Origin of the sequence: Paenibacillus dendritiformis (assembly GCF_021654795.1) — a bacterium.
Lineage (GTDB): Bacteria > Bacillota > Bacilli > Paenibacillales > Paenibacillaceae > Paenibacillus_B.
Genome location: NZ_AP025344.1, coordinates 3,093,045 through 3,105,592, shown reverse-complemented (window position 1 = coordinate 3,105,592; position 12,548 = coordinate 3,093,045). Strand labels below are relative to the sequence as shown.

The window sequence follows — 12,548 nt, the reverse complement described above, 5'->3', positions numbered from 1 at the left end:
AATATCGGAGAGGTATTCGCCGTTCCCCCCGTTCATGGGGTTCATACTCTAAGGTATAAACATGGATTGGAAAAAGGATTTCCAGTGAGAAGAGGTTGCCTTATGTATGAAATTCCGTTCTTGCGACCGAACTTAGTCAAAAAGGAGCGGTTGCTTTCTTATTTTGAAAAAATAGAAGCAAGCCGGATTTACTCCAATTACGGACCCTTAAATCATCAATTTGAAATGCGCGTGATTGCCCGAATGTTCGGCGGCATCGGCGCAGCCGTGACGGTGCATAACGCTACTCTCGGGCTGATGCTGGCGATTTCGCAAAGCAAGCGGCCCCAGGGCAAATATGCGGTGATGCCCAGCTTTACTTTTGCAGCGACCCCTCTTGCCGCCGAGTGGTGCGGGCTGGAGCCCTATTTCCTGGATATTGAACCGGACGATTGGCAAATGAACAGAGCGCAAGTGACGGAAACGGTCGAGCGGCTGGGCGAGCAGATCGCGGTCGTCGTTCCCTACGCCACTTTCGGTTCGGCTATCGATTTATCCCTATACGATACACTGCTGCAGGAAGGAATTCCGGTCGTCATCGATGCGGCTGCCAGCTTCGGAACGACCGTTGCGGAGGATGCGGCACAATTCGGCAAAGGCTTCGGCGGAGCCGTGGTGTTCAGCTTTCACGCGACCAAAACGTTTGGCGTCGGCGAAGGCGGGCTGGTGTACAGCGCGGACCAGGATCTCATTCAGCGAATCCGCCGGGCCGGCAACTTCGGCTTCTCCAGCTCCCGGGAATCCGTAATGTTAGGCTTGAACAGTAAAATATCGGAATATACCGCCGCCATCGCCTTGGCCACTCTTGAAGGGTTCCAGGCCGTACAGAAGAGAAGAAAAACGATCATGGGCTATTATCTCCGCGAACTGCAGCAACAGGATTTAATGCAGCGGGGATGGTCTGTCCAAAAGATGCAAGGCCGGGTGCCCCTGCAATTTTTCTCTATGCTCAGCCCGGATCCTCCCGGCAACCGGGAAGTCATCAAGCGGTTAGCTTCCCATTCGATTGAAGCCCGGACTTACTTCTCCCCCGCATGCCATCAGCAGAAGCAGTTTCAAAGCTGCCCCCATTCTGATCTTGAGGTGACGGAACGGGTTGCAGACCGTATTATCAGTCTCCCCCTCTGGGAGGAAATGAATGAGGCCACCGTTAGGCGGATTGTGAAGGTGCTTGGAAGCATTACCGAGGGGAATGCCATATGAGGAAGATCATCATCTGGGGATCGGGCGGACACGCCCGCGAGGTCAACTGGCTCTGCGAAGAGATGGGAGTGCGGGTGCTGGGCTTCCTGGACGAACGGCCTGAAATGAAAGGCCAACTGGTGAATGGAGTTCCCGTATTGGGAACGCTTGACGATATCGAAGCGATGCGGCATGAGATCGAGATTGTCTGTGCCGGGGTCGGAGCCCCGGCATTAAAGAAGCGGTTCGTTTACGATACCATCCGGTCGGGATTCCGCATCGCAGAGCCGCTGATTCATCCGCGTGTCCGTGTGTCGAGGAGAAATATCGTGGGGCAAGGCAGCATGATCTGCGAAGGGGCCATCCTTACCGATAATATCCGGATCGGATGCCATGTCATTATCAATCGAAGCGCCAACATCAGTCATGATACGGTCATTGACGATTATGTCACCATCGCCCCGGGCGTGAATCTGGCGGGCAATGTGACCGTAGGCGAAGGAGCCTACATCGGCATCGGCGCCTCGGTTCGGGAGAAATGCCGCATCGGCTGCTGGTCTATGATTGGCGGCGGAGCCTTTGTCGCAGGAGATATCCCTGACTTTACTATGGCTGCGGGGGTGCCGGCCGTTATCAAAAAATGGCTTGCCAAGAATTAGGAAAGGAGAAAAATCATTTGGTTGACCATCTCAAAAACCAGGCTCCTTACTATTGTCCTTATTGCAATAATACGATTGTATGCTTTCGCCCGTGGCCGGATATTTACGATTTTCCCAAATGCGAGTATGAAATGTGGAACAAGCAGACCGCCATGTGTCCCGTGTGCTCCTCTTTCGACAGGGAAAGGCTGTATAAATTCTATATTGAAAGGGAAACGGATTTGCTCCTAAGGCCGCAAAAATTACTGCACATTGCACCCGAGAGAAAATTAAGAGAATGGTTAAAAGGATATCCGAACATTTCCTATATATGCGGCGATTTAATGCCTCAGGATTCGGAAATGGAACGGGTGGACTTAACGGCTCTGCCTTACGCTGACGAAACATTCGATGCTGTTATCTGCAGCCATGTGCTGGAACATATTACCGAAGATCACAAAGCGATGGGCGAAATCTACCGCGTATTGAAACCGAACGGCTGGAGCATTCTGCAAGTGCCCATCGCTTTGAACTTCGAGGAGATTCTGGAGGACCCAGCGGTGACCTCGCCACAGGCAAGAAGAGAATACTTCGGCCAAGACGATCATGTACGCATTTATAATCGGAAAGGGTTCGTTGCCCGATTGGAAGCGGCCGGGTTTCATGTCGTTTTATTTAATTTGGCGGAAAAATACGGTATCGAGGAAGCAAACCTGTACGGTTTGTCCGAGAAAGATACGCTGTATATCGGGACCAAGCAGACTGTTCCTGCACGATGAATCGACGGTCCCCCCATTGCGATAAAAGCAAAGAGCCGGCTTCCGCTTGGGAGACGGCTTTTTTTGAGGGTGAATTGGCGAAGTCTTGGTTTCTTCGAGAAGCCAATTGATGTCGATAACAGCCCCTTTCCCGATAGGCAAACCCCCGGATGCGCGTGAATGATATCGCCGGGCGGGATTTTCGGATCCCGACCCGTCTCCTCCCCCGTCATCCTCCTCATAGTGCCGGCTAAATAAAACAGTGCGAACCCCAACTGGCAACAAATGAATCGTAATTGCGGCGGATTGGCCTTTTCCCCTGTTCCTCGCTTTCCTTGCCAAAGCTGGCGCTGCCGTATGGGTATGCGAACGGAGCCCTCCCCCGATTTTTAACTAAAATCAGGCCAATAGTCGCTCCCCGCCACATCCTTGCGGATTGTAGTCGAAATGACCATGTCTCCGTCGAGGAACAGCACGATTTCCTCCCCAGGCTTCTTTAGTACAGATTATTTTTCCATACATTGTAACGAGCGCTTCCCCAAAGCTCGTTCCGCTTATTTTTATCGTTAAAAACAGGTTACTCGGCCAATAAAGTTTGCGGCCAATTCACCAATATGCGGTTCCACCTCTGCAAAAGCCGAGGCTCGCCGCGCATTACCACATACTATATTAAAGGCTTCACTATCTTAAATTTTTTGAGAGTGGAGCTGAATCAATAGACGGAGGTGACATCCAGTTGGCCGAATCCGCATTTAGAGCTCGATCGAGTGCAAATCAATTTATTACACAACCAGGGCCGTTCAATGTATTCTTTCAAACCGTTGAATATGATATGAACGGGGAGTACAACCCAGCGACTTCTACCTTCGTCGCCAGCGAGGGTGGCGTGTATACGATTAGCGTCAGCCTTTTGCTTGTGGCGGACCCTCTTGTGGACTTCATCGTACTCGTATTGGAGGGGCCTAACAACTCAGGAAAGATATTCGTTCCAAATGCGAATCCACCTGGCCTGCCTTTCACAGTAAACTTCACCGCTCAAATGAATTTCAATCCGGGCGACACTTTGAGGGTATTTCTTGTACCCAACGCCGGGGTGGTTAGTGTAGTAGCCGATCCAATTAATACTCATTTGGAGGCTGCGCGGACAGGTGGAGCAGTTGGGCCGACAGGACCTCAAGGGCCTCAAGGACCTCAAGGTGCTCAAGGACCTCAAGGTGCTCAAGGACCTCAAGGACAGGGCGTTCAGGGCGTTCAAGGACCGCAAGGACCTCGAGGCGTTCAAGGCTTCCAAGGACCTCAAGGCACGCAAGGACCTCGGGGCGTTCAAGGTGCTCAAGGACCTCAAGGACAGGGCGTTCAGGGCGTTCAAGGACCGCAAGGACCTCGAGGCGTTCAAGGCTTCCAAGGACCTCAAGGCACGCAAGGACCTCGGGGCGTTCAAGGCGCTCAAGGACCTCAAGGACCGCAAGGCCAGCGAGGCGTTCAAGGCTTCCAAGGACCTCAAGGCACGCAAGGACCTCGGGGCGCTCAAGGCGCTCAAGGACCTCAAGGACCGCAAGGACCTCGAGGCGTTCAAGGACCTCAAGGTGACCAAGGACCGCAAGGGCCTCAGGGCGAGCAAGGGCCGCAAGGCGTTCAAGGACCTCAAGGACTTCAAGGCTTCCAAGGACCTCAAGGACCTCAGGGCGAACAAGGGCCGCAAGGCGACCAAGGACCTCAAGGGCCTCAGGGCGAACAAGGGCCGCAAGGCGACCAAGGACCTCAAGGGCCTCAGGGCGAGCAAGGGCCGCAAGGCGACCAAGGACCTCAAGGGCCTCAGGGCGAGCAAGGGCCGCAAGGCGACCAAGGACCTCAAGGACCTCAGGGCGAACAAGGGCCGCAAGGCGACCAAGGACCTCAAGGACCTCAGGGCGAGCAAGGGCCGCAAGGCGACCAAGGACCTCAAGGACCTCAGGGCGAGCAAGGGCCGCAAGGCGACCAAGGACCTCAAGGACCTCAGGGTGACCAAGGACCGCAAGGCGATCAGGGACCTCAAGGAGCAACTGGCGCTCAAGGACCTCAGGGCGACCAAGGACCGCAAGGCGATCAGGGACCTCAAGGAGCAACTGGCGCTCAAGGACCTCAGGGCGACCAAGGACCGCAAGGCGATCAGGGACCTCAAGGAGCAACCGGCGCTCAAGGACCTCAGGGTGATCAAGGACCTCAAGGGGCGACTGGCGCTCAAGGACCTCAGGGCGACCAAGGACCGCAAGGCGATCAGGGACCTCAAGGAGCAACCGGCGCTCAAGGACCTCAGGGAGACCAAGGACCACAAGGCGATCAGGGACCTCAAGGAGCAACTGGCGCTCAAGGACCTCAGGGCGACCAAGGACCGCAAGGCGATCAGGGACCTCAAGGAGCAACTGGCGCTCAAGGACCTCAGGGCGACCAAGGACCGCAAGGCGATCAGGGACCTCAAGGAGCGACTGGCGCTCAAGGACCTCAGGGTGACCAAGGACCGCAAGGCGATCAGGGACCTCAAGGAGCAACTGGCGCTCAAGGACCTCAGGGCGACCAAGGACCGCAAGGCGATCAGGGACCTCAAGGGGCGACTGGCGCTCAAGGACCTCAGGGTGACCAAGGACCTCAAGGAGCAACCGGCGCTCAAGGACCACAAGGCGATCAGGGACCTCAAGGAGCAACCGGCGCTCAAGGACCACAAGGCGATCAGGGACCTCAAGGAGCAACCGGCGCTCAAGGACCACAAGGCGATCAGGGACCTCAAGGAGCAACTGGCGCTCAAGGACCTCAGGGCGACCAAGGACCGCAAGGCGATCAGGGACCTCAAGGAGCAACCGGCGCTCAAGGACCTCAGGGCGACCAAGGACCGCAAGGCGATCAGGGACCTCAAGGAGCAACTGGCGCTCAAGGACCTCAGGGCGACCAAGGACCGCAAGGCGATCAGGGACCTCAAGGAGCAACCGGCGCTCAAGGACCGCAAGGCGATCAGGGACCTCAAGGAGCGACTGGCGCTCAAGGACCTCAGGGTGACCAAGGACCGCAAGGCGATCAGGGACCTCAAGGAGCAACTGGCGCTCAAGGACCTCAGGGCGACCAAGGACCACAAGGCGATCAGGGACCTCAAGGAGCAACCGGCGCTCAAGGACCTCAGGGCGACCAAGGACCTCAAGGCGATCAGGGACCTCAAGGAGCAACTGGCGCTCAAGGACCTCAGGGCGACCAAGGACCGCAAGGCGATCAGGGACCTCAAGGAGCAACCGGCGCTCAAGGACCGCAAGGCGATCAGGGACCTCAAGGAGCGACTGGCGCTCAAGGACCTCAGGGTGACCAAGGACCGCAAGGCGATCAGGGACCTCAAGGAGCAACTGGCGCTCAAGGACCTCAGGGCGACCAAGGACCACAAGGCGATCAGGGACCTCAAGGAGCAACTGGCGCTCAAGGACCTCAGGGCGACCAAGGACCACAAGGCGATCAGGGACCTCAAGGAGCAACTGGCGCTCAAGGACCTCAAGGAGACCAAGGACCGCAAGGCGATCAGGGACCTCAAGGAGCAACCGGCGCTCAAGGACCACAAGGCGATCAGGGACCTCAAGGAGCAACTGGCGCTCAAGGACCTCAGGGCGACCAAGGACCGCAAGGCGATCAGGGACCTCAAGGAGCAACTGGCGCTCAAGGACCTCAGGGCGACCAAGGACCGCAAGGCGATCAGGGACCTCAAGGAGCGACTGGCGCTCAAGGACCTCAGGGTGACCAAGGACCGCAAGGCGATCAGGGACCTCAAGGAGCAACTGGCGCTCAAGGACCTCAGGGCGACCAAGGACCGCAAGGCGATCAGGGACCTCAAGGAGCAACTGGCGCTCAAGGACCTCAGGGTGACCAAGGACCGCAAGGCGATCAGGGACCTCAAGGAGCAACTGGCGCTCAAGGACCTCAGGGCGACCAAGGACCGCAAGGCGATCAGGGACCTCAAGGAGCAACTGGCGCTCAAGGACCTCAGGGTGATCAAGGACCTCAAGGGGCGACTGGCGCTCAAGGACCTCAGGGTGACCAAGGACCACAAGGCGATCAGGGACCTCAAGGAGCAACTGGCGCTCAAGGACCTCAGGGTGATCAAGGACCTCAAGGGGCGACTGGCGCTCAAGGACCTCAGGGTGATCAAGGACCTCAAGGGGCGACTGGCGCTCAAGGACCTCAGGGTGACCAAGGACCTCAAGGAGCAACCGGCGCTCAAGGACCTCAGGGTGATCAAGGACCTCAAGGAGCAACCGGCGCTCAAGGACCACAAGGCGATCAGGGACCTCAAGGAGCTACTGGCGCTCAAGGACCTCAGGGCGACCAAGGACCGCAAGGCGATCAGGGACCTCAAGGAGCAACTGGCGCTCAAGGACCTCAGGGCGACCAAGGACCGCAAGGCGATCAGGGACCTCAAGGAGCAATCGGCGCTCAAGGACCACAAGGCGATCAGGGACCTCAAGGAGCAACTGGCGCTCAAGGACCTCAGGGCGACCAAGGACCACAAGGCGATCAGGGACCTCAAGGAGCAACTGGCGCTCAAGGACCTCAGGGCGACCAAGGACCGCAAGGCGATCAGGGACCTCAAGGAGCAACTGGCGCTCAAGGACCTCAGGGCGACCAAGGACCACAAGGCGATCAGGGACCTCAAGGAGCAACCGGCGCTCAAGGACCTCAGGGTGACCAAGGACCGCAAGGCGATCAGGGACCTCAAGGGGCGACTGGCGCTCAAGGACCTCAGGGCGACCAAGGACCGCAAGGCGATCAGGGACCTCAAGGAGCAACTGGCGCTCAAGGACCTCAGGGTGACCAAGGACCTCAAGGGGCGACTGGCGCTCAAGGACCTCAGGGACCACAGGGGCCTCAAGGGCTGCTTTAGGGCAAAATTGACGCACCCATGCAATAATGAGCTTTATTTACAACAGATAAGTTCCGCGAATATAACCTGGCTGCCGAGGGCTTCTCTCGGCAGCTTCTTTTTTAACCTATAGCTGGAAACTGTAAAAAAGCGAGGGATATACCATGTTCAATTCTAATACCTTGATCACTCGAAAAATGATATGTGCATCCTTTATACGTTCCTGATCTTAAATTGACGCGATAAAAAAGAGATTTCTTCCCCGGTATTTTTTGTCGTTTCAGACAAACCTGACTGGGTTAAAAAATCCCAATGCCACCTGTCAACACCCGATAATACCGAAGCTTTATAATCACGACTCCGTTTTGGTGGGTGTCAGGAACCCGAAACTACGCGATTAGTCCCGCCTAAACCACGATATTGCAATGAGACCATGCTAGTCAGTGCTATGCTCTGGGCTAAGCTTCTAACTTGGGTGTTCCAGACCAGCATGAGTTTTTGAGCCGTTCTGTTTTCTCCGCAATCCATCTTTTCGAATGGGATTTACCGACACATGTACAGGTGAGCTCGTGGACATTCCTGTGTCTTCTCCATGCATCGCTCTAGCACTTTCATGACGTTGTTGCATAGATTGTGAAATAATCCGACGAACTCTGGAAATACTTGTTCAAGTAATGCCCTGCTATTTAACTTAGCCTGCATGTACATCACAGTTTCAAACTCATCTTGCCTCGTCAAGTGCTGCTAAAGCTCCGTGTAGGATTCTTCCCCCTCACGGTGTGCTTTAACGTCCCCACGGTAGTACAGTTCTGCCAAATGCCAAGCATCTGCTGCATCTGTTTTAACCTTACTCAACTGCGTGCCTTTGATCATTTAACTTGCTGAGGATTGACAATGTGAGGAATCCTACCATTCAAAACCTTCCTCTCCGTGCTGAACGTTCTCCCGTATGTTACGTTTCGTGCTATAAAGGCTTGTATTACGCTAAATCCCTTTGCCACGTAACTCCTACTACTGGCTGCATAATAACCTTCTTGACTCGATTCACCGGAATTCCCACATGTCTTCCAAACCCATAGCTTAGCTTGTAGTGCAAGGTCAAAAGCCTCTACCAGCTCAAAAATGGTCATTGGACGGTAGTAAGAGAACAGTTTTTTTGACGGGATATGCGCCCCTAAGCCACCCTCGTTCTCCCGGCTACCACCATCGAGATTCATTTTGATAACGAGTGCGCCAGCTTTTCCGTTTAGAGGTTAAGGTGTGCCATTCACCGCGTCAATACAGGCATGGTAAGAACAATCTTCATATCAAGCGTCTCTTTTCCTTATTCGATCCATCGAATCAGGTTCGGATTTTCATCCAATATGGATAGATACTGCTCCATCCATCCATATTTCGCTTCCGGATCGAGCAGCATATATCTTTTGTATTTTTCAAGACGGTCTTCGGGTTTAGACCATCCAAAGTGCTTCAATCGAAGCTCCGATAAACGGTGGGGAAGCTCGAATACATTCTCAGGGATCCGCCCGCAATGCAGCGGAGTCTCCTTCCATTTGTATACAAAATCAGAACGGTAACGGAACAAAAACGGACGATAGGTCAAGTGCGATCGCCAAAGATGGTCCTCCCTGTAATGGGTTTCGTTCCAAAAATCGAAGAGCCGAAAACAAAATAAGTCGACTTCGTCTTGCTGTAGCAGTTGTTGAATCTCACTCGCGAAGCGGTCCTCAAATATTTCATCCGCATCGAGATTCAAAATCCAATCGGGCTCTGTTTTCACTGTTTCCTCCCATTGTTGCTTTCGCAAATCGACTTCGTTGTTAAACTTTGACACCTCATTCCTTACCAGCCTAACGGGTATCCCCTGGAGCGCGTCGAGACAAACGTCAACCGTGTTATCTTCGCTGCCGTCATCGATAATCACCGCCTCATCGATATATTTCCGGTGTTCCTCCAGTACTTGCTTCAAATACCGTTTCTCCTCGTTCTTTACCACCATCGTCAATGTCAATTTATCCCGTGCTTGTTTTATCGGGGATTCTATCATTTGAACAATGCTTTTGGATAAAAACCCTATATCCTGCTTTTTGGTATGGTCACAAGTCGCGTGTTTGAACCTTTCTGCCGCATCAAGATCAGATTCCCGATAAATATGATAAGCTGGAAAATGAGTGTCAACATATAACGAAAACCCGATTGCAGCGGCACGAACACAGAAATGACGATCTTCCCCCCAAAAGGAAAGGTTCTTAATAGGCTTGAAGTTCACTCCGGCGACTAATGCATGACGACTGATAAGAGTACAGGCTCCTAGCCCTCCTACCTCATATACCCCCGGAACCTTTAATTGAGTAATAAATTGATCGTAACGGACGGCGATGTCCTCATCGCTTAAATCCTCACCCCGTTGCTGTTCCCACTGCGTGTACTCGTCACGAAGCCATACTTGGGGCTGAGGCGCTGAATCCGACTGCCATGAGGTCCAAAAAATTTCTGACACGATATCTTTCCCCGTAGCGACCAGTTGTTCAACCGTTCTGGGATGCAGCAGCAAATCGGAATCGACGAGAAACAAATAATCGTACTGTTCATCAATGGCATGTTGTATCATGGTATTTTTAAATTCTGCCACTTTCCAAATAAGTTGCTCGTTCCAAAAATGTGTGGTTTCGTTACGAAAATACTCATCCCCTTTCCCGGATGTCAGCACCGCAACATGGTCCACCGCCTTAGCGAAATCTCGAAGCATTTCACTTGCACGTTCATCCCGGTTATCGTCTATAAATAAATATCCGAATTCGATATGTTCCTGCCTTAAACGATGCAAAGAGATTAAAAATTCGCGTAAAATGGCCGGTTTTTGATGGACGGGACTTCCTATTAACACACGCGTTTTGTCATTCATAACGATCCCCTCCGGCCTTTACCTTGTCGTAATTGCTTAAGACAGATTCCAAATACCTTTTATTTTGCATGACTCTTGGGTCGGTCGGACGGTAGCTGCAGGCAATCTCATTATGATAGTGGGCTAATTCGTATTCACCAATTCGGTCGTAACATACGCAAAGCTGAAGGTGGGGCAGCCAGGTCGAGCATACAGGATTGAGAAACCCCCAGTTGTCTCTCGACTGTTCGAGTTGGGTGGCCACCTTATACCAGAATATCGCTGTTCGAATGTCCTCCTGCTGCAAGAAATGAAATCCCAAGCGGCAACAAAATTCGGCGCGGGGACTACCATATTGAAAGGAGCGCAAAGAAGATGCCAGTTCCTGTTCCCGATTACCGAGCTCGTGATAACAGTCCGCTAACTTCCCGCAGGCAGCAATATTATCTTCGATCCATCCCTTTCCCGTGGCCAGAAATTTTTCGTAATAACATATTGCTTGTTGGTACATCTGGTGATCAACGAGTTCATTTGCAAAGTAATATAAATCCCTTGGCGAAAATTCTTCGCCGTGGAGCAAACGTTTTTGGTAAATTCTAAGATTTCTGTCGCTATCATGGTGGAGTCTGCTATGTGTGATGGCAACATCACTATTCAAAATGTTACCCCAAACTTCGAGGTATTCGTGAACGGCACCGATCCACCGGAATTTATTTCTCCTCTTTACAAGACGGTTACGTCTAACGCTTGAAGTCACGTTACCAAATTCATCGAAAGCCAAATGATAATCCATCGTAACAGAATCAACGGATTGATCGAGTCCCCCTTTTAGAGTGGAGAATTTCTTACGGTCTTCATCTTTTAATATGTCATCCGCGTCCAACCAAAAGATATAGTCTTTTGTAGCGCAACTGAAAGCATAATTACGTGCCGCTGCGAAATCATCAATCCATACGAAATCAAAAATTTGATCTGTATACTTACGTACAATTTCCTTGGTGCCGTCGGTCGATCCTGTGTCTACAATAATGATTTCGTCAACGATATCCTGAACGGAACTCAAGCATCGAGCAATACTACCCTCTTCGTTTTTTACAATCATACATAGACTAATGGAAATCAAATTACTCACCTCATTACAGGTATATTCTGGGGGAACTGCCCATGTGAGCTTTATTTCTCCTTTATTTTCTCTATAAACGTTACGCCCAAAAAAAGCGGCCAGCCCCGCTAAGGACTAGCCGCTTATTTCCTAAGGCTGTATTAAAGCCCCTGTAAAAGTGATTGCTCCGATCGCATTAGCTGTACCGACAGGAGTTAGTGCAGCTAACGTATAGGTAATATTTCCAGTTCCAGGGGTTAGATCAACGTGGTCAACACTGGTCGCTCCAAATGTGGTATTTCCGGCTGCATGCTGATTTATGCTAAAAATTATCGTTGCCCCACGAAGGACTTGTAGTTGAAGTACTGTAGTACCTGCCGTAGACTCCCATCCAACGATACCAGTTAACCAAATGCGGCTTCCTGCAGGAACACCCGTTATTGTGATGGTTTGTAATGTAGTTGCGACTGCGCTTAACGGGATGGCTGAACTCCCCGTTGTATTTGGCGTATTCTCGGATACTTGAAATTGCTGGAAAGGGCTTGTGGTTCCTGTTGCTCCCGTGACTCCGGTAACTCCGGTAGCTCCAGTGGCTCCTCTGGGTCCGGTAGCTCCAGTTACTCCTGTAGCTCCAGTGGCTCCGGTTGCTCCGGTGGCTCCAGTTACTCCAGTTGCTCCAGTAGCTCCAGTAGCTCCAGTGACTCCGGTGGCTCCGGTAACTCCAGTGGCTCCCGTTGCTCCAGTGACTCCAGTGGCCCCGGTGACTCCTGTAGCTCCAGTTGCTCCTGTAGCTCCAGTGGTCCCAGTGGCTCCTGTGACTCCAGTGGCTCCCGTGGCACCTGTAGCTCCAGTGACTCCGGTGGCTCCGGTAACTCCAGTGGCTCCCGTTGCTCCAGTAGCTCCAGTGACTCCAGTAGCTCCGGTGACTCCAGTGGCTCCCGTGACTCCTGTGGCTCCAGTCGCTCCGGTGACTCCAGTGGCTCCCGTGACTCCTGTTGCTCCAGTAGCTCCGGTGACTCCAGTGGCTCCCGTGACTCCAGTGGCTCCAGTCGCTCCGGTGACTCCAGTGGCTCCC

The 12,548-nt window shown here is 52.9% G+C and carries 6 protein-coding genes; 4 read left to right on the top strand and 2 right to left on the bottom strand.

Going from position 1 to position 12,548, the window contains the following annotated elements; translation table 11 throughout:
* Positions 1-102 precede the first annotated feature (102 nt).
* The 4 genes from L6439_RS13535 to L6439_RS13520 all read left to right on the top strand — a co-directional run bounded on the left by L6439_RS13535 (position 103) and on the right by L6439_RS13520 (position 7,620).
* Positions 103-1,242, top strand: a complete 1,140-nt coding sequence (locus tag L6439_RS13535; RefSeq protein WP_213469375.1) for a DegT/DnrJ/EryC1/StrS family aminotransferase — start codon at positions 103-105, stop codon at positions 1,240-1,242.
* Positions 1,239-1,880, top strand: coding sequence for an acetyltransferase (locus L6439_RS13530; RefSeq protein WP_168182111.1), 642 nt, complete (start codon positions 1,239-1,241; stop codon positions 1,878-1,880). Before L6439_RS13535 ends, L6439_RS13530 begins: the two co-directional genes overlap by 4 nt.
* 17 nt (positions 1,881-1,897) lie before the next feature.
* Positions 1,898-2,638, top strand: a complete 741-nt coding sequence (locus tag L6439_RS13525) for a methyltransferase domain-containing protein (protein ID WP_168182135.1) — start codon at positions 1,898-1,900, stop codon at positions 2,636-2,638.
* A gap of 1,127 nt (positions 2,639-3,765) precedes the next feature.
* The gene (locus L6439_RS13520) at positions 3,766-7,620 is read left to right on the top strand and encodes a hypothetical protein (protein WP_237096861.1); all 3,855 of its coding nucleotides are present in this window, start codon (positions 3,766-3,768) and stop codon (positions 7,618-7,620) included.
* Between the two features lie 1,191 nt (positions 7,621-8,811).
* On the opposite strand, the gene L6439_RS13510 is transcribed toward L6439_RS13520, so the two are convergent.
* Together L6439_RS13510 and L6439_RS13505 are read right to left on the bottom strand one after the other, a co-directional pair.
* Entirely contained in the window at positions 8,812-10,392 is a 1,581-nt protein-coding gene (locus L6439_RS13510) for a glycosyltransferase (protein WP_168180433.1), read from the bottom strand.
* Positions 10,385-11,494 (bottom strand): tetratricopeptide repeat-containing glycosyltransferase family 2 protein, encoded by a 1,110-nt coding sequence (locus tag L6439_RS13505; RefSeq protein WP_213469377.1) that lies wholly within the window; start codon positions 11,492-11,494, stop codon positions 10,385-10,387. The genes L6439_RS13510 and L6439_RS13505 overlap by 8 nt, the downstream gene beginning before the upstream one ends.
* Positions 11,495-12,548 lie beyond the last annotated feature (1,054 nt).